The sequence below is a fragment of the Pseudomonas sp. GW822-FHT02D10 genome, assembly GCF_058802345.1.
This window is the reverse complement of the sequence record NZ_JBXAOB010000015.1, coordinates 71,656-95,143: the sequence shown is the minus strand read 5'-3', so window position 1 is coordinate 95,143 and position 23,488 is coordinate 71,656. Positions and strand designations below refer to the sequence as shown.

At 56.6% G+C, this 23,488-nt stretch carries 24 protein-coding genes, 1 tRNA gene and 2 pseudogenes; 19 read left to right on the top strand and 8 right to left on the bottom strand.

The features are described from left to right. The first annotated feature begins 54 nt into the window (after positions 1-54). The 7 genes and pseudogenes from yiaY to AC1RPZ_RS21640 all read left to right on the top strand — a co-directional run bounded on the left by yiaY (position 55) and on the right by AC1RPZ_RS21640 (position 6,163). Positions 55-1,203, top strand: a complete 1,149-nt coding sequence (gene yiaY / locus AC1RPZ_RS21670) for an L-threonine dehydrogenase (RefSeq protein WP_493139270.1) — start codon at positions 55-57, stop codon at positions 1,201-1,203. Positions 1,204-1,295: 92 nt separating this feature from the next. After that, positions 1,296-2,036: a PA3715 family protein gene (locus AC1RPZ_RS21665; protein ID WP_493139268.1), complete on the top strand. Its 741-nt coding sequence runs from the start codon at positions 1,296-1,298 to the stop codon at positions 2,034-2,036. 4 nt (positions 2,037-2,040) lie between these two features. Further along, a complete protein-coding gene (fos, locus tag AC1RPZ_RS21660) occupies positions 2,041-2,454 on the top strand; it encodes a fosfomycin resistance glutathione transferase (protein WP_493139266.1) in 414 nt (137 codons plus the stop codon). A 3-nt stretch (positions 2,455-2,457) separates the two neighbouring features. Continuing rightward, positions 2,458-2,631, top strand: a pseudogene (locus AC1RPZ_RS21655) (LysE family translocator); the annotation flags it as partial. A 107-nt stretch (positions 2,632-2,738) separates the two neighbouring features. Beyond that, positions 2,739-4,082 carry a sensor domain-containing protein gene (locus AC1RPZ_RS21650; protein ID WP_493139264.1) on the top strand — a complete coding sequence of 448 codons (1,344 nt, stop codon included), beginning with the start codon at positions 2,739-2,741 and terminating at the stop codon, positions 4,080-4,082. Between the two features lie 130 nt (positions 4,083-4,212). Beyond that, positions 4,213-4,737, top strand: a complete 525-nt coding sequence (locus AC1RPZ_RS21645; protein WP_493139262.1) for a DUF4142 domain-containing protein — start codon at positions 4,213-4,215, stop codon at positions 4,735-4,737. A 340-nt stretch (positions 4,738-5,077) separates the two neighbouring features. Then, positions 5,078-6,163 (top strand): type I restriction endonuclease, encoded by a 1,086-nt coding sequence (locus AC1RPZ_RS21640; RefSeq protein WP_493139260.1) that lies wholly within the window; start codon positions 5,078-5,080, stop codon positions 6,161-6,163. A gap of 47 nt (positions 6,164-6,210) precedes the next feature. Here AC1RPZ_RS21640 and AC1RPZ_RS21635 read toward each other — a convergent pair whose 3' ends face one another. Beyond that, a complete protein-coding gene (locus AC1RPZ_RS21635) occupies positions 6,211-6,750 on the bottom strand; it encodes an AidA/PixA family protein (protein ID WP_493139258.1) in 540 nt (179 codons plus the stop codon). A 123-nt stretch (positions 6,751-6,873) separates the two neighbouring features. Further along, positions 6,874-7,377, bottom strand: a complete 504-nt coding sequence (locus AC1RPZ_RS21630; RefSeq protein WP_493139256.1) for an inclusion body family protein — start codon at positions 7,375-7,377, stop codon at positions 6,874-6,876. Positions 7,378-8,144: 767 nt separating this feature from the next. Here AC1RPZ_RS21630 and AC1RPZ_RS21625 point away from each other — a divergent pair. Then, positions 8,145-8,474: a YXWGXW repeat-containing protein gene (locus tag AC1RPZ_RS21625; protein WP_493139255.1), complete on the top strand. Its 330-nt coding sequence runs from the start codon at positions 8,145-8,147 to the stop codon at positions 8,472-8,474. 103 nt (positions 8,475-8,577) lie between these two features. Here the strand turns inward: AC1RPZ_RS21625 and AC1RPZ_RS21620 are convergent, their stop codons facing one another. Further along, entirely contained in the window at positions 8,578-8,904 is a 327-nt protein-coding gene (locus AC1RPZ_RS21620; RefSeq protein WP_003178899.1) for an Arc family DNA-binding protein, read from the bottom strand. 368 nt (positions 8,905-9,272) lie between these two features. On the opposite strand from AC1RPZ_RS21620, the gene phnN reads away from it, so the two are divergent. From phnN to AC1RPZ_RS21605, 3 genes are all read left to right on the top strand, one after another. Beyond that, positions 9,273-9,875 carry a phosphonate metabolism protein/1,5-bisphosphokinase (PRPP-forming) PhnN gene (phnN, locus tag AC1RPZ_RS21615; protein ID WP_493139253.1) on the top strand — a complete coding sequence of 201 codons (603 nt, stop codon included), beginning with the start codon at positions 9,273-9,275 and terminating at the stop codon, positions 9,873-9,875. Between the two features lie 191 nt (positions 9,876-10,066). Further along, positions 10,067-10,143: transfer RNA gene (locus AC1RPZ_RS21610), tRNA-Arg, on the top strand. Positions 10,144-10,344: 201 nt separating this feature from the next. Beyond that, positions 10,345-10,926, top strand: a complete 582-nt coding sequence (locus tag AC1RPZ_RS21605) for a hypothetical protein (RefSeq protein ID WP_493139251.1) — start codon at positions 10,345-10,347, stop codon at positions 10,924-10,926. On the opposite strand, the pseudogene AC1RPZ_RS21600 reads toward AC1RPZ_RS21605, so the two are convergent. Further along, positions 10,915-11,520, bottom strand: a pseudogene (locus tag AC1RPZ_RS21600) (recombinase family protein). The gene AC1RPZ_RS21605 and the pseudogene AC1RPZ_RS21600 overlap by 12 nt on opposite strands. 100 nt (positions 11,521-11,620) lie before the next feature. Between AC1RPZ_RS21600 and AC1RPZ_RS21595 the strand changes: the two are divergent. The 6 genes from AC1RPZ_RS21595 to AC1RPZ_RS21570 all read left to right on the top strand — a co-directional run bounded on the left by AC1RPZ_RS21595 (position 11,621) and on the right by AC1RPZ_RS21570 (position 18,886). Next, the gene (locus AC1RPZ_RS21595; RefSeq protein WP_493139249.1) at positions 11,621-12,178 is read left to right on the top strand and encodes a hypothetical protein; all 558 of its coding nucleotides are present in this window, start codon (positions 11,621-11,623) and stop codon (positions 12,176-12,178) included. A gap of 245 nt (positions 12,179-12,423) precedes the next feature. Beyond that, on the top strand, positions 12,424-13,335 hold the full coding sequence (locus tag AC1RPZ_RS21590) for a hypothetical protein (RefSeq protein ID WP_493139247.1): 912 nt from the start codon (positions 12,424-12,426) through the stop codon (positions 13,333-13,335). A 256-nt stretch (positions 13,336-13,591) separates the two neighbouring features. Beyond that, complete coding sequence (locus AC1RPZ_RS21585) at positions 13,592-15,196, top strand: response regulator (RefSeq protein WP_493139245.1); 1,605 nt, start codon at positions 13,592-13,594, stop codon at positions 15,194-15,196. Next, a complete protein-coding gene (locus tag AC1RPZ_RS21580) occupies positions 15,193-15,885 on the top strand; it encodes a sensor histidine kinase (RefSeq protein ID WP_493139243.1) in 693 nt (230 codons plus the stop codon). Before AC1RPZ_RS21585 ends, AC1RPZ_RS21580 begins: the two co-directional genes overlap by 4 nt. Before the next feature lie 300 nt (positions 15,886-16,185). Continuing rightward, positions 16,186-17,427: a glutamine synthetase family protein gene (locus tag AC1RPZ_RS21575; RefSeq protein ID WP_493139334.1), complete on the top strand. Its 1,242-nt coding sequence runs from the start codon at positions 16,186-16,188 to the stop codon at positions 17,425-17,427. 70 nt (positions 17,428-17,497) lie between these two features. After that, positions 17,498-18,886: an MFS transporter gene (locus AC1RPZ_RS21570; RefSeq protein ID WP_493139241.1), complete on the top strand. Its 1,389-nt coding sequence runs from the start codon at positions 17,498-17,500 to the stop codon at positions 18,884-18,886. 56 nt (positions 18,887-18,942) lie between these two features. Here the strand turns inward: AC1RPZ_RS21570 and AC1RPZ_RS21565 are convergent, their stop codons facing one another. From AC1RPZ_RS21565 to flgA, 4 genes are all read right to left on the bottom strand, one after another. Continuing rightward, a complete protein-coding gene (locus AC1RPZ_RS21565) occupies positions 18,943-19,689 on the bottom strand; it encodes a flagellar brake protein (protein WP_493139239.1) in 747 nt (248 codons plus the stop codon). A 95-nt stretch (positions 19,690-19,784) separates the two neighbouring features. Next, entirely contained in the window at positions 19,785-20,252 is a 468-nt protein-coding gene (locus AC1RPZ_RS21560) for a flagella synthesis protein FlgN (protein ID WP_493139238.1), read from the bottom strand. 48 nt (positions 20,253-20,300) lie between these two features. Then, complete coding sequence (gene flgM, locus AC1RPZ_RS21555) at positions 20,301-20,627, bottom strand: flagellar biosynthesis anti-sigma factor FlgM (protein ID WP_493139237.1); 327 nt, start codon at positions 20,625-20,627, stop codon at positions 20,301-20,303. Between the two features lie 149 nt (positions 20,628-20,776). Next, positions 20,777-21,538, bottom strand: coding sequence for a flagellar basal body P-ring formation chaperone FlgA (gene flgA, locus AC1RPZ_RS21550; RefSeq protein ID WP_493139236.1), 762 nt, complete (start codon positions 21,536-21,538; stop codon positions 20,777-20,779). Between the two features lie 81 nt (positions 21,539-21,619). Here flgA and AC1RPZ_RS21545 point away from each other — a divergent pair, with 81 nt between their 5' ends. After that, positions 21,620-22,552 carry a chemotaxis protein CheV gene (locus AC1RPZ_RS21545; RefSeq protein WP_493139235.1) on the top strand — a complete coding sequence of 311 codons (933 nt, stop codon included), beginning with the start codon at positions 21,620-21,622 and terminating at the stop codon, positions 22,550-22,552. A gap of 45 nt (positions 22,553-22,597) precedes the next feature. After that, positions 22,598-23,425: a protein-glutamate O-methyltransferase CheR gene (gene cheR / locus AC1RPZ_RS21540; protein ID WP_123426801.1), complete on the top strand. Its 828-nt coding sequence runs from the start codon at positions 22,598-22,600 to the stop codon at positions 23,423-23,425. The last annotated feature ends 63 nt before the right edge of the window (positions 23,426-23,488 follow it).

The window sequence follows — 23,488 nt, the reverse complement described above, 5'->3', positions numbered from 1 at the left end:
GGCCATCCGCTGAACCGGGGGTTGCCGGTTCGGCCCTATCGAAGAGGATCGGTCATGAGCAGCACGTTTTTCATTCCCGCCGTGAACATCATGGGCACCGGTTGTCTCGACGAAGCCATGAACGCCATTCGCAACTATGGCTTTCGCAAGGCCTTGATTGTGACGGACGCAGGATTGGCCAAGGCTGGCGTGGCAGCGTTGGTTGCAGAAAAGCTGGCGATGCAGGACATCGACTCGGTGATTTTCGACGGTGCCAAACCGAACCCGACCATCGCCAACGTCGAGAGCGGCCTGGAACTGCTCCAGCGCAGCCAGTGTGATTGCGTGATTTCCCTGGGTGGCGGCTCGCCGCACGACTGCGCCAAGGGCATCGCCCTGTGCGCCACCAACGGCGGCAAGATCGCCGATTACGAAGGTGTCGACCAATCGACCAAACCGCAATTGCCGCTGATCGCGATCAACACCACCGCCGGTACCGCCAGTGAGATGACCCGTTTCTGCATCATCACCGACGAATCGCGTCACGTGAAAATGGCCATCGTCGATCGCAACGTCACACCGTTGCTGTCGGTCAACGACCCGGCGCTGATGGTCGCCATGCCCAAAGGCCTGACAGCCGCCACCGGCATGGATGCCTTGACCCACGCCATCGAAGCTTACGTTTCCACGGCGGCCAACCCGATCACCGACGCGTGTGCGTTGAAAGCCATCGAGCTGATCAGCCGCAACCTGCGCCTGGCCGTGCGCGACGGCAGCGACATGATCGCCCGGGAAAACATGGCGTATGCGCAGTTCCTCGCCGGTATGGCGTTCAACAATGCTTCGTTGGGTTTCGTGCATGCCATGGCTCACCAGTTGGGCGGTTTCTATGACTTGCCCCATGGCGTCTGCAACGCGGTACTGCTGCCGCACGTGCAGAGCTTCAACGCCGCGGTCTGCGCTGAGCGCCTGGCGGTGGTGGCGCACGCTCTGGGTGCCGACACGTGCGGCGTCAGCCCGGAAGAGGGCGCCCAAGCGGCCATCGTGGCGATCCGTGCGTTGGCCAGGGATGTGCAGATCCCCGGCGGTTTGCGCGACCTCGGCGCCAAGCTGCAAGACATCCCGATTCTCGCCGCCAACGCCTTGAAAGACGCCTGCGGCCTGACCAACCCAAGGGCGGCGGATCAGCGGCAGATCGAGGAGATCTTTCGCAGCGCGTTTTGAAGTGCTGTGTTGAACAGGTTGAATCGGAAGATCGGGCAGGCGATAGTGCATGGCTGATTTTTTTGATTGATGACGTTCGCAAGGAACAGGGAATGACCTTGAAATACAGCTGGTTGGGATGTGTGGCAATGAGTGGTGCGCTGGGCGCGACCCAGGCGTACGCAGAGTGCGAAACACCGCCGTTGCCCGAGGGGGTGCCGGGCTATTCGGTGTGCAAGGACTGGCCGGCCTACGACGGCCAGACCATCACCGCTCTGTCGCAGATTGAACCGGACCCAACCCTGAACGATGCGCCGGACGGCACCGGGATGTACGACTTGAAACTGGCTGTGGTTTCCAACGCCGACGGCAAGCCGCTGGCCCGCTATTCCAAAGCCTCGGTGTTCAGTTCCGATGCCGTCCGGTTCGATGGGCTGAGTATCGACACAGCACGCTACAAACTCACCTCCGACCTGCGAGCGTTTGGCGTGCGTGCAGGCTTCACCGGCTCGTCGCGGGCCAACCCTTTCGATGAGGCCTGGCTGTCGCTGTATGTGCGCGAAGGCAACTCGTTGCGCCCGGTGCTGGAACAACTGGTGATCGAGTCCGGTAGCGGCGAGTGGGATACCAACTGCGCCGGCGAGTTCTCGCGCACCAAACGCACCCTGGATATAGCCAAAACCAGCAGCCATGGCTTCGCTGACCTGATCGTCAAATCGGTGACCACCGGCTCGCTGAACAGCGTGAAAAACGGCGAATGTGAGTACAAGGATACGGTGGGGAAAACGGTACTGACGACGCTGCGTTATGACGGTCAACAGTATGTTGTTCCGAAAGAGTTAAAAGGGCTCTAAGCCGATGCTCTCAGGCCTCAACCACCTGACCCTGGCGGTCACCGACCTCGACCGCAGCGTGGCGTTCTATCAGGGCTTGTTGCAACTGCATCTCGACGCCACGTGGGACAGTGGCGCCTATCTGTCGTTGCCGGGGTTGTGGCTGTGTCTGTCTCTCGATCCGCTGCGCGAGCCTGAGGCGGCGGTCGATTACACGCATTACGCGTTCAGCGTCGGCGCCAGCGACTTCCCGGTGTTCGTTGAACGACTGCGAGCAGCTGCAGTTCTAGAGTGGCGAGACAATCGCAGCGAAGGCGCGTCGTTCTATTTTCTGGATCCAGATGGGCACAAGCTTGAAGCCCATGTCGGGGATCTGGCGTCGCGACTGGAGGCGTGTCGCCGGAAACCTTATGCCGGGATGAAGTTTTTCACGTCGTAACAGGGCGGTATCGCCGCGTACGCTATTCTGATCGGCAGTGTGGGCACTCGTCGGGTACGCACGCTGTATCAGCGTCATGAGCTGGCAATTACCCGGATTGGCGGGGTAATGTTCATCGGCTTCGCCGTCGACACCTTGCTTCACGCGGTGCAGGGGTTGTTGGCGAACAAGGTTTGAGGCTGCACGCAGGGCTGCGACAGCTGCATCGGGACATCCGTTTTTAGCGGTGGCCGGGTCCAGGGATTGATACTCACGGCTGCACTTTTGGACGGTATCTATCCACGATGACCACCAGAAACTCCGCGCCGCTGGCGAGCTACATCGATCTTTTGCTCGACGTCGTGTGTGCGGTCGATAGCCAGGGACGTTTCGTCTTTGTCAGCGCCGCCTGCGAGCAAGTGTTCGGTTACACCCCGGACGAGCTGATCGGCCAGCCGATGATCGAGATGGTCCACCCGGCCGATCGCCAGCGGACCCTGGACGCCGCCCGGGAAATCATGCGCGGCCAGCCCAACCCGAACTTCGAAAACCGCTACCTGCGCAAGGATGGTCAGGTGGTGCATGTGCTCTGGTCGGCGCGTTGGTCGGAAGTCGACCAATTACGCATTGCTGTGGCCCGTGACATCACCGAGCGCAAACAGGCCGAGTCCCGGCAGGCCGCGTTGTACGCGATCTCCGAAGCCGCCCATGCCGCTGAGGATCTGCTGGCGCTGTTCAAGCGCATTCATCAACTGATCGGCGAATGGTTACCGGCGCTTAACTTCTCGGTGGCGCTCTATGACGAGCACTGCGAGCAATTGAATTTCCCGTACCACGTCGACGATCACGAGCACGATCCGGTGTTCAGCGTTACCGGCCGGCTCTGCGCCGAAGTGATTCGCACAGGGCAGCCGGTACTGGTGACGCCCGACCACCCTGTCGCGACGCCCGGATTTTGCGATGTCGCCAATGGCCAGGATTCACCCTGCTGGCTGGGCGTGCCGCTGAACTCACAGAAAGGCACCATCGGTGCGCTGATCGTCAAAAGCGTACCGGGTGGCGAACGCTATACCGAGCGCGACAAGGAGCTGCTGCAATACGTTTGTGCCCAGGTTGCGGCGGCCATTGAACGCAAACAATTGCACAGTCGACTGCAATACATGGCGCAGCACGACCAATTGACCCGTTTGCCGAATCGCGAACTGTTGCGTGAACGCATGAATGCCGCCCTCGGCAAAGCTAGAAAAGAGTGCGGACGCATGGCGTTGCTGTACGTCGACCTGGACCATTTCAAGCAGGTCAATGACACCTACGGCCATGGCATCGGCGACATGTTGCTGCAAGCGGTGGCCAATCGACTGCAAGGCTGCGTGCGTGAGTCCGACACGGTGGCGCGCATTGGGGGGGATGAATTTGTCGTCCTGCTCGACAGTGTTCAGGCCGCCGAAGACGCGGCGCGGGTGGCGATCAAAATCCGTCAGGTGCTTGGCCAGCCGATGCGTCTGGACAGCCACAGCCTGAACATTCTGCCGAGTATCGGCATCGCGCTTTACCCCGAGCATGGCAGCGAAGAAAAGCAATTGTTCAAGCACGCGGATGAGGCCATGTACGCCGCCAAGCGTCTGAGCGGACGTCTGGATCGAGTTTGACTTGGCTTCCATGCAGGGCACCGTTCGTCGCGGCAGGTTCAACTTTTCTAAACCTTTGTGGCGTTTCAACTTCAGACGTTAAACGGGGATGCCCGCTGCAATCATTTGCCTGTTCGAGGAGGGCGCGACCATGAACCGTATGGCCAGCCAATTACCGACCATCAGTTTTGCCGTGTTGCTGGGCTTGGGCGCCAGCAGCGCTTTTGCTCAATCGCCAGCCGAATTCATCAACGAAGCTTGGGCCAAAGGCATGGCCGACATCGAAGCCAGCCGCCTGGCTCACCAGAAAACCGAGTCCAAAGAGATCAAGGATTACGCGATTGTGGTGATCAATGACCGCACCACGGCCAACCAGCATTTAGCGAAAATCGCCAAAAAACTCGATCTGCCCGTTGCCCCCAGAGATGAGGTGGCCAGCAAGGCCAAGGCGTTGATTCCTGAGGTCAAGGAGGGCGATTCGTTCGACGCAGCCTTCGTCGCCAGTCAGGTACAGACTACCCAAGAGGCCATCGAGCAACTGCAGCGAGAAGCCCAAACCACCGATGTGCTGGAGATCAAGGCCTTCGCCGCAGAAACCCTGCCCAAACTCGAAAACCACCTGCAAATGGCCAAAGCCCTTCAGGCCAGCCGGCAAGTGGGTCGGGTGGATGGTTGATGCAGGCGCTGATCAACACCGATTCAATTCCTGCTGGTGCTTGTCAGCAGCAGGTGAACCCTCCTGCGAAATTGTTTCGCGGTCACCGATGCTGCGGTATTGGCTGCGCAACGTTTCCAACCCCCCGCGTCGCGTTTTGCGATTCTTTGGTAGAGCGCGGTCATTCATCTTCCTAAACGGCGATATGACCATCCCTGTCTTTCGTATTCGTAGGAACTCTCTTCTTCTAACCTCGATCCTCGTTCGGTTTCTTTCTTTGTGCCGGTTTGTGTCTAGTATCAATGGCAGTCGATTTGCCAGCATGCACATACACGGATCGGAAACAGGTAAGAGGCCACTCATGGAATTTATCGAAAAGCTTGCAAGTCTCGCTGCAAAAGTTCGCTTGCAAGGGGCTGCAATTCAGACGGAAGAAGCGACCAAAAATGCTTTTGTCATGCCTTTTATCAGCACGGTGCTGGGCTACGACGTTTTTGACCCGTCAGAGGTGACCCCTGAATTCGTTTGTGATGTTGGAACCAAGAAGGGAGAGAAAATCGATTACGCGATCATGAAGGAAGGGGAAGTTCAGATCCTGATCGAGTGCAAAAAAATTGGCGAACCACTGCACGTCAATCACGCATCCCAGCTGTTCCGTTACTTCCACGTCACCAGCGCCCGAATCTCGATCCTCACCAACGGTCAGATCTACAAGTTCTTTACGGACCTGGACGCCCCCAACAAAATGGACGAAAAGCCTTTTCTGGAACTCGATCTGCTCGATATTGACGAGTATTCAGTTCCGGAACTGACGAAGCTGACCAAGTCCGCATTCGACGTCGACTCGATCATCAGCGCAGCGGGCGAGTTGAAATATGTCAGCCAGATCAAAAAAGTGATTGCAGCCCAAGTCAGCAAACCTGATGACGATTTCGTAAAAGTCTTTGCCTCCAGGGTTTACGACGGTGTGATCACACAAAAAGTCCGGGAGCAACTTCAGGAATTGACGAGAAAGGCCGTCGTGCAGTTTCTCAACGACCAGATCAATGATCGTCTCAAATCAGCCATGAGCGGAGCCATCCAGCCTAGCCTGACTTCATTGCCGGCAACAGGTGCAAGTACCTCTGAACCGAATGAGCGTAATGAGTCGGATGACAAGGTGTTGACCACGCTCGAAGAACTGGAGGGTTATCACATTGTTCGCGCGGTGGTGCGTTCGGTAGTCGATGCAAAACGCATCGTACAGCGCGACACGCAAAGCTATTTCGGTATCTTGCTCGATGACAACAACCGCAAACCGATCTGCCGTCTGCACTTCAATCGGTCACAGAAGTACATTGGTATCTTCGACGAAGAGAAGAACGAAACCCGCCATCCGATCAATTCGGTCGATGATATTTACGAGTATTCGGATCGATTGAAAAAGACAGTTGGGTATTACGATTAGTTGCAGCAGGAAAAACTGAAAACCGGCTATTGAAGCCGGTTTTTTGTTTAGCCCGACAGCTTCACCCCAACCGTCCAACGGAAATACCCCAGTGCCTCACAGCTGCTGTTCACCAGCATGAAACTCAGCTCGCACTGCTCGACACCTGCGCTCAGCTGCTGGCAGTGCCAGTAGTGGTCGTCGGCTTTCACTGCGACCGGTTCGGTGGGGGTTTCCGGGTTGGGGGCGGGCAAGGTCTGGCCGTTATGTACCACCAGTTGCGGTTTTGAGAACACCCCGGCATTGCCCACGGACAGGGCGTAAAACACCACGCTGTGTTCGGCGTGCAGGCCGACGGTTCGGCCACGCAAATGGAAGGCTTTTGCGGAGTTTGCGGCGAGCTCAAGGCAGGAGCCCTTGGCCTCTGGCGTTGTCCCTTGGGTTATGCCAAAGGCGAAAATGAAGCCGTCTTCGATCACGGTCGGGTTCTGGGGATCGAGGCTCGGTTTTGGGTAGCGAGTGAGCAGGGTTTCGGCGTCGACAATAAGCAACACATTGGTTGCCTGCTCAGTGCTGGGTGACGGGCTTGCGCTGGTATCTGTGGACATCACGGCTTCCTTTCATGATGTGGGTGGATCGCGGCGCACCGCTGCGGCTTACGCAAGACATCCAGTTCCAGTCGGGGCGCGAGACAGAGGAGAAAGCCCCTTGTCGCCAAGGGGCCGTCCAGATCAGTTATGGATGGTGATGAACGGATCCCACGAGCAGCAACCTACAATCTGGCAGTCCCGGTTCACAATCAGGAAGTTGAAGTGATAGGTCACGCTGCCGGTAGAAAGGGTTTCCGAAGACCAGTAATGGTTATCGACTTTCTGGCAGCTAGGCACTGACGGGTTGCTGGTGTTTGGCACGGCAACACAGGCGGTGGCCTTGCGCGGTGTCGGTGTCGAGATCAGCTCATTACCAGCGTTGCCGATGAACTTGTAGAAAATCACCGCGGTTTCGAAGCTCTGCGACAGGCTGGTTTCGCGCCAGCGAATCAAGTCACCGACCGAGGCTTTCAAATTCAGTTCGCCACCGGCCTGGCCATTGATCACGTTGTCCCGGTTGGTGACCATGTACACGTGATTGACATCAATCATTGTTGGTGCGGCAGGGTTTTTGCTGATGTTCGGGTAGTTTTTCAGAATGGTTTCGGTGTCGATCGAAACAAGCACATCCGTGACTCGAGACATAGTAAAGCTCCTTGTTCATAGTGAGCGCCTGGCATCTACCAGACGCAACAACGCTTGATTGCCTTGCGGCTGTTGTAAGCGCGCTACTACGGGGAACCCACCGATCACAGGGTACGAGCTGGTCTGGCTCCTTGCCTATAAAAGTGACGGGCCCGGGTTCCTTCCAACAGGCCGCGTCTGCACTATAGATGCCGATCTGAAGCTGTCAAAACAGAGGGCGCTTCGTTCGACGAGCGGTCGTTTTTCTTCTGGCTTCCGATGATTTGGCGATAAGGAAACAGCGATCCAGAACGTTTCCAAAGTCTCCATTTCCGTCTAAACCGTGTGCCATTGAGCAACGATTACCGATCCCGGCAGCTTCGCTTCCAGGGTGCTGGCGAACTGATCGTCGATGGTGTTGAGCAGGCCTTGCGCCGGTGTACGACCCAAGCTGATGAGTAGTCACTCTCTTGTTGTAGTAGACGGTGCTCCGTTACATCTTGAAGCGATCGCCACGTTTATAGCCGAGGTCTGTGCGAGGGTCTTCGGGGGGAATTGTTAGATGAAATTTCCTACATTGAGGAATCCTAAGTTCTTACGCTGATCAGATTAACTGCACAGCATTTGAATACGCCTTCTGCGACAGAGGCTTTGAATCTGCTGACGGGTTCAGGCATTAGACAGATTTCAGCTGGTACAAATATTCCTACGCCAAGCAGGAGCGCGGCGGTAAAGGGGGCATGGTTTTACGGGTTCACTCAATAGGCGGCTAAGCCTCGGGAGGCAGCATGTTGTTACGTTACGCGGCATGGGTAGCGGTGGTCGTAGCGGCGTCAGGTTGCGTACAAGAGCGAGTGGTTTATGAGCGACGCCCGCCGCCGCGCGAGTACGTCGAAGTCATCGCACCGCAGCCGCCACCGGTCCAGGTGATCGAAGTGGAGCCCGCGGGCCGACCGGGTTATGTCTGGTCGCACGGTTACTGGCGCTGGGCCGGCGGACGTTATGTCGCCGTTCGCGGGCACTGGGAGCCGGTACGCCCGGGCTATCGTTATGTGCACCCGCATTGGGAACAGCGCAACGATGGCTGGCACTGGCGAGTGGGCGGCTGGGTCAACTAGATCCAGCGTTTTGCCAAATGAAAAAAAGCGACCCGAAGGTTAATGCCTGTCAGTTAAGAAAAAAAAAGCCAGCACATGGCTGGCTTGAGCTTTCGGGATGTAATCAGGAGGCGTCTGCGGCCATTTCGGCGTCATGGGCAATCAGCGAAACCAGTGCGTTTTGCTGGCGGTGGGAGAGTTGACGGAAACGTTGAAGCAGTTCACGTTCGTGCAGTGACAGCTCTGGGCTGTCCAGGCGCATGCTCAATTCTTCGCCCAGCGCGCCTTCCTGAATAAGACTCTGCTCCAGGCGCGCGATGATCTCGGAATTCATGCTGCGGTGATGATTGCGAGCCACCTCGGCAATGCGTTCACGCATCCCGTCTGGCAGACGTACGACGAACTTGTCAGCCGTACGGCTGGAATAAATTGCCTGTTTCAATGGGCGCATATATTTAACCGGTTAGTTCAGGGGAGCGGTTCTCGGAATTGGCCGCAGGATGTCAGTAGGACAAGCTTCGTTACCAAATGTTCAACCTGAATTGATAAGAGGCCCGCATCATGCCTCAAAGTTGCCAGATCATTGGCGTCAATTCTGTGACAAATATTGAACTGGAAGCAGGCGTTATGCCAGCACCAATTATCAGAAATGCGGACTGGTTTGAAAACAGTCACCAGGCCGTACATCTGACCGCGTCCTCTTTGCCGTCAGATGGGTGCTTGAACACCCCTGAACGTGCATGCTATGCGGATACGATCTTCGTTCCTTACCTGATACAGAATAGTGGCAAATGGCCGATTTACTAGGGCGAGCAAGCAATGCGAGATGATATCGGGACGCGCGGCAGACTTATTTACGTGATGGGGCCGTCCGGCTCCGGCAAGGACAGCCTGATCGATGCCGCCCGCGATTCTCTGCTTCACCTCAATTGCGTTGTGGCGCGCAGGGTGATTACCCGGTCGGCTGAATCGGTCGGCGAAGACGCTTTGGGTGTATCTACGGAGCAATTTGCTCAGATGAGGCGCGAGGGCAGTTTTGCACTGTGCTGGCATGCCAATGGGCTTGATTACGGCATTCCGGCAGAGATCGATCAGTGGTTGAGTGAAGGCCGCCATGTACTGATCAACGGCTCAAGAGCTCATTTGCCTGAAGCTATGGCGCGTTATCCTACACTGTTACCCATATTGCTCACGGTCAATACAGAGGCTCTGCGCAAGCGTCTTGAACGGCGAGGGCGCGAGAGCGCTGAGGAAATCGACGCCCGACTCGAGCGCAATGTCCTGTTTTCAACGGATGCTGCTCAGGAATACTCGGAAGGGATTTTTCAGTTGGACAATTCTGACGAGCTTCCAACGGCTGTCGACAACTTGCTGACTCTATTGATGCGAGAGGGTATCAGCGCCAAGCCGGATCGCATTTGAGCCTGTGATCGAGGCCGGATGGCGCAATGTATCCAGCGCTCAAAGGTTTGGCTGTCTGGAGCAATGCTCACGCTCATCGAAGCCGGCGCTTGCCTACACTTAATAAGCCCTACAGACGACATGACAAAACCGGGCTTGCCCGTTAACATGCACGCCGTCCATCGCGCCGCATGTCCTTGCGGCCGGCATGTGTCTCAGTAGCTCAATTGGATAGAGCATCCCCCTCCTAAGGGGAAGGTTGGCAGTTCGAACCTGCCCTGGGACACCATATAATTCAAGGCTTCCAGCAGATTGGTACCCATCCTAAAAAACCTCATGGGTGCAGGGTGGGTGCAATCAGACTCGTCTATCTTCCATATTTCACTTGCACGTCAATTTACTGCTAACTCTTAGTTCTTATGTTCGGCTGCCTATCGAGGTGCTTGACTGCGATCGGGGGCGGGCGTGACTTGAATGAGGAGGAGGCTGTATGGACTGGAAAATTGTCGATTCACAAATGGGTCATTACTCTGCCCTGTTAACCAGCCAGGTTCGTCTGTCACCGGAGACAGCAGAAAAGGTTGCTTCATCTATTGCTGCTGAAGTGAGAGCACTGAGCGCAGATCAAAGATTCGCCATTCTGAACGAATCGCCAGTGCCCATCGCAAAGCGTTTGGATGAGCTTTTGGCATTCCAAGGGTGGATGGACCTTGCGCATCACCTTTCACCCGATCCATACGTCACGCGCGCCCAGGTGGTGTGTCAGAACTACATCTGCTTTGTTTATCTGCCCGAGGCGTGTTTCCGCCTTTTGGCGAAGGTGTGCCCTCAAGGATCAGTGGCACGAAAGTGCGGGAGATTCTTGAGTGACAACCCTATACGGGCCTTTAGGAATGCGATTTCTCATGCAAACTGGACCTACAAGGATGATTTCTCAGGTATCACTTATTGGGCCCGCAAAGATTCCAGCACCGACACCTCCCTGAATGAGTATGAGGTTACTCAGGCAGAGCTCGGGTTTTGGCAGTCTCTTAGTCGAACGGTAGCCTATGCGACCTATTCAAGCCTTTAGGGCTGGTAGGCTCTGATCTCTGATGCGCAGCACTGTGGTAGTCGAGCAGTTCGCGTGCCGAGCAGTTGCGCGGATGCCGAGGCCGACGGCGAGCAGTTCAGATACGCGCTTGTGCAGGTCGACGTCAACCGGGCGCCCCTGCTACTTACCGGCGTCCTTGGCCTTCTCGATACTCTGGGCCTGGCACTTGCGGCGCTGTTCGTAATCTTTGCGAGCAATGGCAGCCATCATTTCCACCAGCATCGAGTTGATCGCTCCCAACATCCGCCCGGTGAACTTGTCGCCCTTGGTGTCCTGCATCCCCTGATGGCTGGTTGGCAGGTCTAGCGCGACGATGCGCAGCTCCTTGAAGTCAATCGCAGTCTTGAGCTTCTGCCAATCCTCCACAGGAAGGCGCGAGAGGCGGTCTATCGACTCAACCAGCAACACGTCACCCATGCGCGCATTTTTGAGCAGACGCAGCAGCTCAGGCCGGTCTGCGGTCGCACCGCAGGCATTCTCCAAGTACACACTGGCAATCGTCTTATCGTAATCGGTGGCGAACTGCTCGAGTGATTCGCGGGCGCGACCGGCGTCCTGTATCTGGATAGGCATACTCGAAAAACCCGTTTAACTCTGGGTGCTTTCGAGATAGTGGCGTTAGGCTATATTGTGGCTAGGGATTGTGGATTTTGTGGAGAATTAAGATTTGTCTATGTGCAATTTGTTAGCTCGGGCCGTCTCTTTGATCGTGGTCACCGCTTTTTTTGCCGGCTGTTCTTCGCATAAGGATGCGCCTCCAGCAGAACCTGTTGAAAAGCCTATTGTGCTAACCGCGGACGAACACAATTCAAAGGTCATTTTCAAAGCGGTCAGCACCGAATCACAGGTGAACTTTAGGATTGGAAAGCCCGGAAATCTGAACGGTGTAGGTGTTGTGTATAACGATGCTCAAGAACAGCAAATGCCGGCGTTTGCTAGGGGGCTGTATAAGGGGCTCGCTCGGGGAATCTATGGCGCTAGGCCGACCCGCGAAATTCTGGTGCCAGCAGGTCAACTGACCGAGGTTGAAGGTGAAGCAAATTGGCGTAATGACCGCGGCACGACTTATCGGATAGAAAAATGTGGTCCTCTGTCTCGTACCTTCCTCGCGCAGCCCAATAAGACATATTTGGTTGAGTTCGACTTGCAGAATTTCTCGGTATGCAACCAGAAGATTTTCGATATCACCCAGGAAGGACAAAAAGACCCGATTTCACCTGCCGCTCTTTAGTCGTTTGAATCGTTCCACGGCGTATTGGCGTTAGTGCTCGCTGAGTGCTTTCAATGCTGTGTATTTTTTTGCGGGAAATGAGTGAGAGAGGAGATAGGCGAGAGCAAAATGCATATCGTGCCTCTCACGGTGACTGCTACATCTGATCCTTCGCGTAGATCGCAGCGCTGATGATCGCTCCGCCCAGCCCCTGATTGCTTGTCTATAGTTCACTCGGAACGAAGGCAGCCAGCATGGAGCAAGCCATGGCAATAATAGAAACCTTCATAGGCGCGCTCGGTGGGGCAAGTATCGTTGCCGCGAGTGCCTGGGCCATTGGGAAGGACTTGATCGCTGGTCAGATCAATAGAAGCCTTGAGGTCCACAAGTCTGATCTGCGCACTCAGGAAGTAGAAAAAAAGCTTGAGCTCGAAGCGCAAGCCTCCGTTACAGCAGTCGCTAAGAAATATTCGCGGGTCATGCTGATCTCAGCGAGTGACCTGCAGGACCGCCTCTGGCATCTCTGCGAACGGCAATCACGATCCAAGAACAAGGTATTGTTGGCTGCCGACGAAGATGCACCGATGTATGGCTCTTGGCCAATGACCAAGCGGCACTATTTGATCGGTACCCTCTATCTGTTCGCCCGCTATTTTTGCTGGCTGGAAATCCTCAAGGTCGAAATACGCTTCTTGGTGTTAGCTGATGACCGAGATACGAAGGCGATCAACTATCACTTTAAACGCGTCGAACGAATGCTGGCGGAAACCGCCCTGCAACAGCTCGCGCAGACCCAGATTTCCACCGACAAGCCATTGTTCCAACTAATGCAATGCGAGATTGGCGAGGATCTCCGCATTGAACACAATGGCGAGCCCCAATGCATGAGCTTCCATGACTTTCGAATTAATTACCCGACACTCTCTTCGAGCAACGAGGGGTTGGCCCAACTGGAGGCATTGCTTGTTTCGTCCATGTCCGGCGCCCCCAGCAACTTCTGCCAAACTCGGTTACGACTGGTCGGCAATGCCTTGATGGATCTGGTGCTGTTTCTTCAGCAGCTCAACAAAATGCCCTCTGCGGAGAACCTGGAGAAGCTAGAGCTATCTGGCTATGACAGCACAGGATACTCGGCCCTCTGGCCATCTGAACCTGATGAGCGCGTCACACAACGATAGGGCGCCACCCTAGGGCGTGCTCGAGCGTGCCGCCTCATCCGATCGGTTTGTTTGGGTTTTTTTTTAAGCTTTTTTGTCGTTTTGCGAGGCTGCCTACGTAAATTGGCGATTGTTTGCTCGCGACTATAAGGGAACGCCACAAACGGCCGATAACCCGATGGGCCGTTGTCCTGCGCGACGCCTCAATGGGCAGCGAAGTTGAGCTGGTCCCTGCATTTGTCTTTGGGTTCATCTTCTTAATTGCCTGGAATCTTCGATGCTGGCGTACCACCAAAAGAGCTTTTTGATCGTCGATGATTTCTCGGATTTCCGTAGTTCGGTCAGGTCGATGTTGCGTGAGTTGGGTGTCAAGGATGTCGACACTGCTGACACGGGCGAGGTGGCGCTGCGCATGTGCGCGCAGAAGCGCTACGACTTCATCCTGCAGGATTATCACCTGGGTGATGGCAAGAAGAATGGTCAGCAGGTGCTCGAGGACCTGATGGTCGAGAAGCTGATCAGCCATGAAAGCGTGTTTCTGATGGTCACTGCCGAGAGCAGTCAGGCGATGGTGCTCAGTGCTCTGGAGCACGAGCCGGATGCTTATCTGACCAAGCCTTTCAACCGTGCTGGCCTGGCCCAGAGGCTGGAGCGACTGGAGCAGCGCAAGACATTGCTCAAGCCGATCCTGCAGGCGCTGGATCGCGGCAAGCCTGTTGAAGTCCTGAATGCCTGCATTGAGCTGTGCAAGCAGGACCCGCGCTATTCGCCACTGTGCCTGCGCTACCGTGCCGATGCGCTGCGCGACATGAATCAGAATGAGGCGCTGGAGCGCTTGTACAACAGCATTCTGGCGGATCGTCCTTTACCTTGGGCCTATGTAGGTCTGGGGCGATTGTTGTTTAAACGTGGCCAGGTCGGTCAGGCAAAAGCCGTGTACGAAAAGGCGCTGAAGGCTTTCCCGATGATGCCGGCGCTGTATGACGGCCTGGCCGAAGTGCTGGTCGCTGAAGGCGACACCAAGGCTGCGCAGAACGTGCTGGAAGAGGCCGTTCGCCTGTCGCCATTGGCGGTGCGTCGCCAATCGTTGCTGGGCAAGTTGGCGATGACCAACGAAGACTTCGAATGTGCGGCGAAAGCCTATCGCCAAGCAGTCTCCCAAGGGGCGCAGTCACGTTTCAAGGACCCTGAAAGCAATCTGGGTCTGGCTCATGCGCTCATCAGCAAAGGCAGTGAAAAAGGTCTGGATACTCGCACTCGACTAGAGATCAACCAGACCCTGAGCGCAGTGGCCAAGGAAAATATCAACGATCCGGGGCTGCAGATCCGCGCGCGGCTGATGAAAGCCACCAGCCTGTTGCTCAACGATGCCGAAACGGCTGAGAAACTGACGGAGCAGGCACTGACCCGTCTGGATGGCATGGAGCAGTTCATGAGCGCCGAAGCGGCGCTGCTGGTCGCCAAGCAGTTGAAGATGCTGGGGCAGAACGACGCCGGCAATTCGATGTTGAAAAACTGCGCAGAGATTTACGGTGACGACCCGGTGGTGATGCAGGGGATCGCCAAGCAGACCGACGACCCGGCGATTCTCAACTCCGGCAACGCGGCGGCAGATCTCAACCGCCAGGGTGTGCGCAGTTACAAGGCGGGCGCGCTGCCTGAGGCGCGGGAGCTTTTCCGCGGTGCGCTGTTGTTGCAGCCGAAGAACATCAGTATTGCCCTCAACATGGCGCAATCGCTGTTGCACGGGGCCGACGCCAACCTCGACGCAGCGCTGCTGGACGAGTGCCGCACGTGCCTGAAAATGGTGGGCATGATGCCCGAGAGCGACGCGCGTTATCCGCGTTATCAGAAGCTGCGAAGCAAGGCGTTTGGCGAATGAATGATGCAGGCGAGGGGCTCGACTTTTCCACGGTGATTGCCTCCACCGTACACGACATGAAGAACTCCCTGGCTTTGCTGATGCAGGCCCACGGACAGTGGCTTGCACGCTTGCCTGATACTCAGCGGCAAACCGCCGAGCAGGGGGTGATCGACTATGAGTTCGCTCATCTCAATGGCATGCTGGTGCAGTTGCTGGGACTCTACAAACTCGGCGTCAACCAGTTGCCGTTGCGCCCGGACTATCACGAGCTGGACGATTTCATCGAAGCACAGCTGGCGGCTCATCAGGACGTGTTCAAGAGTCGCGGCATTCTGGTGACTTACGAGGTCGATCCCTTGAGCCCGCTCGGGTTCTTCGATCGGGAGCTGATTGGAACGGTGCTGGCCAACGCGATCAACAATGCCATTCGTTACGCCCGGCATTCGCTGCTGATCAGCGTGGGTGAAGAAACCGGGCAGTTGGTGATGGCGATCAATGACGACGGTGAGGGGTTCCCGGCCCAGATGATCGAGCGTCAGGCGGATTACGTGCAGGGCATTAACCCGGCCAGTGGCAGCACCGGCCTTGGCCTGTACTTCGCCGCACGCATTGCACAACTGCACCAACGCAACGGCGAGCACGGGCGCACCGAGATTCGCAATGGCGGTCCGCTGGGCGGCGGGCTGTTCAGTCTTTATCTGCCCTGATATCTGCCAATTTTTGTAGGAGCTGCCGAAGGCTGCGATCTTTTGATCTTCCGGCGTCATCAATGGCGCAAAAATCAAAGGATCGCAGCCTTCGGCAGCTCCTACATTTTTGTAAGGCGGTGCTTGAAATTCCGAACAGCTGGTGCCTATTTTGTACATGTCGCCGTTCGCGGCTTGCACAACTTCAAGGATAGAGTCATGACGACCGATGGCCAGCGTTCACTCGCGCAGCGATTGACGGGCATTGATGAGATTGAATGTGTCACTCCGGATCTCAACGGCGTGCCACGCGGCAAGGTAATGACCGCAGCGGGTTTTCTCGAGGGGCGGCGTTTGCAGATGGCCCGTGGCGTACTGCTGCAATGCATCATGGGTGGTTATCCGCCTGCGCGGTTTTACGGCAGTGACGACGGCGACCTGGCGCTCAATGCCGATCCGAAACACATCCACCGTCTGCCCTGGAGCAAGCAGCCTCGCGCGTTGGCCATTTGCGATGCCGATGAGTTGAGCGGGGAAAGTTCACGTCTTTCCACGCGCGGTCAGTTGAAAGCGGTGATCGCCCGTTATGCCGCGCGCGGTTTGGCGCCGGTGGTGGCGACCGAGATGGAGTTCTTTGTTTTTGCGCCGAACACCGACCCGACCCGGCCATTCCAGCCGCCGGTTGGAATGGACGGACGTCGCGAGGAAGGTCATTCGGCATTCAGCGTCAGCTCCAATAACGGTTTGCGCCCGTTCTTCAATGAAGTCTATGAATGCATGGCGGCCCTGGGCTTGCCGCGCGATACCTTCATGCACGAGATGGGTATCAGTCAGTTCGAGATCAATCTACTGCACGGTGATCCGTTGCTGCTGGCCGACCAGACATTCCTGTTCAAGCACCTGCTCAAGGAAGTCGCACTCAAGCACGGCCTGACCGTGGTGTGCATGGCCAAGCCGCTGGCGCATACGCCTGGCAGCTCGATGCATATTCACCAGAGCATCGTCGAGATCGGCACGGGGCGGAATGTGTTCAGCGATGACGCTGGACAGCCGACCGCGCTCTTCCGTTATTTCATTGGTGGCCAGCAGGCTGGCATGGCGGATTTCACTGCGTTGTTTGCGCCGAACGTGAACTCTTATCAGCGTCTGTGCCATCCTTACGCGTCCCCGAATAACGCCTGCTGGTCTCACGATAACCGGGCGGCGGGTTTGCGGATTCCAGCCAGCTCGCCAGAGGCGCGTCGAGTCGAGAACCGTCTGCCGGGCGCCGATGCCAACCCGTACCTGGCGATTGCCGCAAGCCTGGCGGCCGGGCTGTATGGCATCGAAAACGAACTGGAGCCGACGCCGGCCATTCAGGGCGAGTTTGAAGTACCGGAAAGTTTGTCGTTGCCTTGTACCTTGCATGCCGCTCTTGAGCGTCTGAAACGTAGCCAATTGGCGAAGGAACTGTTTGGCAAGGAGTTCATCGAAGGCTACATCGCTTCGAAGACCATGGAGTTGAGCAGTTTCCTTGATGAAATCACTCCCTGGGAGCGGCGTGTTTTAGCAGCCCAGGCCTAACCGATCCGTCGCCATCGGGCTATCGTTGAGGTAGCCCGATACTCACTGCAAGGAGCCGCTCGGAACGCCGATGCGCCAAATCTGGAAATCCTTTCGAGCGCTTTATTTCGCCTCCCTGATGATGTTGATCGGCTCGGGCCTGCTCAGTACTTACCTGGGGTTGCGCCTGGCAGCGGACCATGTCGACAGTCTGTGGGTCGGTGCGCTGATGGCGGCCAACTATTTCGGTCTGGTGCTGGGCGGGAAAATCGGCCATCGACTGATCGCCAGGGTCGGTCATATTCGGGCCTACTCGGCCTGTGCCGGGATCGTCGGCGCGGCGGTGCTGGGGCACGGTCTGATCGACTGGCTGCCAGCCTGGCTGGTGCTGCGGATGATCGTAGGCCTGGGGATGATGTGCCAGTACATGGTTATCGAGAGCTGGCTGAACGAGCAGGCCGATACCAAGCAGCGCGGGGTGGTGTTCAGCGGCTACATGATCGCTTCGTACCTGGGGCTGGTGCTGGGTCAGTTGATTCTGGTCATGCACCCGTCCCTGGGGCTGGAGCTACTGATGCTGGTGGCGCTGTGTTTTGCCCTGTGTCTGGTGCCAGTTGCCCTGACCCGGCGCATTCACCCTGCCCCCTTGCATCCGGCGCCGATGGAGCCGCGCTTCTTCATGAAGCGAGTTCCGCAGTCCCTCAGTACGGTGCTCGGCGCTGGACTGATCCTTGGTGCGTTCTATGGTCTGGCGCCGTTGTACGCGTCCCAGCAAGGGCTTTCCACTGAACAGGTCGGTCTGTTCATGGGTAGCTGCATTTTTGCCGGGTTGGTGGTGCAGTGGCCGTTGGGCTGGTTGTCAGATCGGTATGATCGGGCGCTGCTGATTCGCAGCTTTGCCTTTTGCCTGGCGTTGGCGGCGTTGCCGTTGGCGATCATGCCGCAGGTGCCGCTTGAAGTGCTGTTTATCGCGGGCTTCGTCTGCTCATTGGTGCAGTTCTGTCTGTACCCGTTGGCGGTAGCGTTTTCCAACGACCACGTCGAGGGCGATCGGCGGGTATCGCTGACCGCCATGCTGCTGGTGACTTACGGTGTGGGGGCGAGCATCGGGCCGCTGGTGGCGGGTGTGCTGATGAAGTTGTTCGGCAGTCAGATGCTCTATGCGTTCTTCAGCTTCTTTGCGTTGGTGCTGGTATGGCGCATCAGGCCGAAAGCTGTGACCAATATGCATCAGGTTGATGATGCGCCGCTGCATCACGTGGCGATGCCAGAAAGCATGTCGAGCTCACCACTGGTGGCAGCTCTCGATCCGAGGGTCGATGAGCAGGTCGTGCATGACCAGATGCAAAATGGCGCGGGCGTTGATCCGGATCCGGAGCGGGACGCAAAGGTCGACGCCGAGGACGCCGGCGACTCTGACGAAAAGCCGGATGATCCTGGGCTGGAGCACCCGCAAAGTTTTACCGAGGTCAGACCGTAGAGGCAAAAAAACGGGCAGTCACCGAAAGGGACTGCCCGTTTTTTCACGCGTATGGATCAGAAATCGTCTTTGTCGAAGCGGCGTGCTTCGCGTTGCAATTGATAGACGAATCGCTCGACCTGACGCTGCACCAGTCCGCTCATGTTGTGAAAGCGTACGCCGGCAAAGGTGGTGTCGATTTTCTCTTCGTGATGCAGATAACGCAGTTCGACCGGTGCCGTCATGCTGCCGAAGGGGAGTGCGGCGATGAAGCGTTCATAGACCTGACCGAGCTGAAGCCCGTTGGTGATGTCGCCTGCAAAGCGCAGCTTGCAACCGGTCGCCGAGATGTCCAGCAGTTTGCCGCTGATGGGTGTCTTGAGCTTTTCGCCACCGAGTTCGATGTTCACCAGTTGTGCCAGTTTCAAGGCTGCGCGAAACGCGTTGCGACGCTGGTGATAAACCACTTCATCAGGCAGCGTGCCACGGTAGCAGCGGCCGCCGTTGGACTCGTCGATGGTCAGTGTGCCGTTGCTTTCCCAGGCAATGCGTACGCCATCATGAAAGCCTTCAACCCGAAAAGGTTCGCCGGCAAGCAGGAAGCGTTCGCCATCGCGAGGAATCATTTCGTCCAGAGCGATCATGTTGCTGTCGCGATCAAGGTCGACCAGGTAGCTCTGAAAGCGCTGGCTGCGTTCATGGAACGTGATGATCAGCGGATCATGGCTCTCTTGCAGCATTCGCAGGTTGCCGGCGATTTCCAGCGGGGTGCTGAGCACCTTGGGTGGCTGCGGAGCATCTTCCGCGCTTAAGGCGTTGAACACGGTTTATCAATCTCCAGACAGAATACGGTCACACGCAAGAGCCAGCATTCTGCCAGCATGTTTCGCGCCTTGATAGAGCGCGCTGATATATGGGTTCAAGCCTGACTGAGCGCGCGGGGCTTCGCAAGCATGGAGGTTGATCCACGGGCGTCATAAAGCGCTGGAGGCTCGCCACCGTTGAGGATTTTCAGCTGATTGGCGGTGGTGGCTTGTTGCACCTGGATCGAGCGGCCATTGAGTTCGTTGGCGGCTTGGCAATCTGCAAGGAGTTGGGTCAGAGCGTCGCTTTGGGTCAGCAACTGATCGCCAATGCTTGAGTGAGCGGCGAACTGCTCCAGACCTGCGCGGCTGGCAGGCAGGTTCAGGCTCGCGAGAATTTCGCTGCGTTTGCGGCCATGCTGTTCCAGCAGAATGATCAGTGCCTGTTTCTGCGCCAGAATGTCTTCGAGCAACGGCATGTCACGGCCGTGCAAGGCGAGGGATTCGGTCTTCAGCAGCTCCAGCAACTGTTGAGCTGGAGCAAAGTCATCGGTGATCAGTTGCAGTAAATTAGTGTCGTGCATGGCTGGCCTTGGGTTTTAAGCGTCCAAAAGCCTGGCGCAGGCCTTTGGCTAGCGCTGGGCTTCGAAGTTGAGCAGTTTGCTGGCTACACGGTTGCTGTCGACTTTATAGCTGCCATCGGCAATCGCTGCTTTCAACTTGGCCACGCGGGCATTGTCGACGGCAGGCTGATCGCGCAGCTTTTCAGTGATCTTCTGCAACTGTTGAGCCTCATTGCTGAGGTGTACCGATTCCCCGCTTTGGGTGGCACTGACCTGTTCGGTCGAGGTACTCAGCGGCGCGGATTTGCCGGCATCACCGGTTTCTTTGTTGGCGCTGGTACGCGTGCTGCTTGCGAGCGTGGGGGAGCTGTTTATACGGCTGAAATCGATGACCATGATAAAAAACCTCTGGGAATTTGGACGCTTGCCATGTTTTCGGCCATACCCGGAAAAACTTTAGGCTCAATATTGATGAGCTCGGGCGCGTCAGCATTTGCCCTGCGTGAGGCACAGTTTAGGGAACAGGACGGTTGTGCGCCAGTTATCTACATGGAGACTTCCACCTGGCCCGGGGCCATGATTTGCGCCTTGATGACCCGTTGGGAGTTGAGGTTTTTGACCCGGATCTGCTCGTTCAGACCACCATTGGACAGGGCTTCGCCAGGCATCCGCACGCTGAGCGTGCCGCTGCGGGCGGTGATGACCACCTGATCGCCCTTGCGCACGACTTCTGCCTGCTCCAGATGAACGAGGGTAATGACTTGATCGGTGACCATTGGTCGGGCAAGTTTTTGTCCGATGGCTTCATTGACGTTTGTCAGATATCCCTGATTGATCAGGCTGATATCGCGCTCACGCAGCATCACGTCTGAAGGCTCGATGATCCCGGCCCGATTGAGGGGGCGAGTGGTGGTGACGACATCGCGAAACAGGCGGACTTGAGCGGGTACGAAGACCGTCCAGGGGGAGATACCGTCACAACGGACCTTCACGGTAACCCGGCCTATAGGCCTGGCCGGACTCTCCAGTGTCGCTGTCAATTCCTTGTCGCACGCCGGCATGTGCATGCGCGGGTCGAGTTTGTTGACCTCGATTTCGTAGCGCCCTTCGGTTTGACTGGTGGCCAGATAGTCTTCTACGGTGAATTCAAGAAAGCCCTGAGTGACGCCGATAAGTAGATCAGGCAAGGTAACCGGGTCAGCAAAGGCAGGGCTGCCAGCGTTCAACAGGCATACGGCTGACATAGCACCCAGGAATTTTCGGCACATTGATGTCAGGCGTCGGGAAAATGTCGTTTTTGCGTTCATGACAGTTAAAAAGCAAGCGCCGTGCCGTTTAGTGATGAATGTGCGTCGCAACACACTTAGCGTTGGTGTAGGAGTCTGGGCATGGCTGGTGTAATGGATTCGGTAAACCAGCGCACGCAACTGGTAGGGCAGAATCGCCTGGAGCTGTTGTTGTTCCGTCTTGACGGCCAGCAGCTTTACGGGATCAACGTGTTCAAGGTTCGGGAGGTGCTGCAATGCCCCAAACTGACCGTGATGCCCAAGTCCAGTCCTGTCGTGTGCGGTGTGGCGAATATTCGGGGGGCAACCATCCCGATTCTGGATCTGGCAATGGCGACCGGCTCAGGCGGGTTGCAGGATCAAAGCAATCCCTTCGTCATCATTACGGAGTACAACACCAAGACTCAGGGTTTTCTGGTGAGGTCGGTCGAGCGGATCGTCAACATGAACTGGGAAGAGATCCATCCGCCGCCCAAGGGCACGGGTCGCGATCATTACCTGACCGCTGTGACTCGAGTCGACAATCAGTTAGTTGAAATCATCGACGTGGAAAAGGTCCTGGCGGAAGTGGCGCCCACCTCGGAGAGCATTTCCTTCGGTGTGGTGGATGTCGAAACCCGGCACAAGGCGATTTCCTTGCGCGTGCTGACGGTCGATGACTCGTCGGTGGCGCGCAAGCAAATCACGCGTTGCTTGCAGACGGTGGGGGTTGAAGTCGTTTCGTTGAACGACGGTCGGCAAGCGCTGGATTATCTGCGCAAACTGGTCGACGAGGGCAAGAAGCCGGAAGAAGAATTTTTGATGATGATTTCCGACATCGAAATGCCTGAAATGGACGGTTACACCCTTACGAGCGAGATCCGCAGCGACCCTCACATGCAAAAGCTTCATATCATCCTGCATACTTCGTTGTCAGGTGTGTTCAATCAGGCGATGGTGAAGAAAGTCGGTGCTGATGACTTTCTTGCCAAATTCCGTCCTGATGACCTGGCATCCCGGGTAGTCGACCGGATCAAAGCAGCAGACAACAGCTAGTGGCTTTCGCTCCTGGCGGTCAACACGATTTAAGAGGCGGCATCATTGTCTACGGGTAATTTGGATTTTGAACAGTTCCGGGTCTTCCTGGAAAAAGCCTGTGGTATTTTGCTCGGTGAAAACAAGCAGTATCTGGTGTCGAGCCGTCTCAACAAACTGATGGAACAGCAAGGCATCAAGTCCTTGGGTGAGTTGGTTCAGCGCATTCAGACCCAGCCACGCAGTGGTTTGCGCGAGATGGTGGTGGACGCGATGACGACGAACGAAACCCTCTGGTTTCGTGACACCTATCCGTTTGAAGTCCTGAAAAACAAAGTGCTGCCTGAGTCCATCAAGGCCAGTCCCGGACAGCGTCTGCGGATCTGGTCGGCGGCTTGCTCGTCCGGGCAGGAACCGTATTCGCTGTCGATGTCGATCGACGAGTTCGAACGGGTCAATATGGGGCAGTTGAAGATGGGGGTGCAGATCGTTGCGACCGACTTGTCCGGGACCATGTTGACCAACTGCAAGACCGGCGAGTACGACAGCCTGGCGATTGGTCGCGGTCTTTCGCCGGAGCGCCTGCAACGTTATTTCGATCCGAAAGGGCCGGGGCGTTGGGCAATCAAGGCGCCGATCAAAAGTCGCGTAGAGTTCCGCTCGTTCAATCTGCTGGACAGCTACGCCAGTCTCGGCAAGTTCGACATCGTGTTCTGTCGCAACGTGTTGATCTACTTCTCTGCCGAAGTGAAGAAAGACATCCTGATGCGCATTCACAGCACGCTGAAGCCAGGCGGTTATCTGTTCCTGGGTGCTTCCGAAGCACTGAACGGTTTGCCGGATCACTACCAGATGGTCCAGTGCAGCCCGGGGATCATCTACCAGGCGAAGTGATTGACCGGTAGTCGGTGCTGCATAAAAAACGGGAGCCCTCAGGGGGCTCCCGTTTTTTTATGC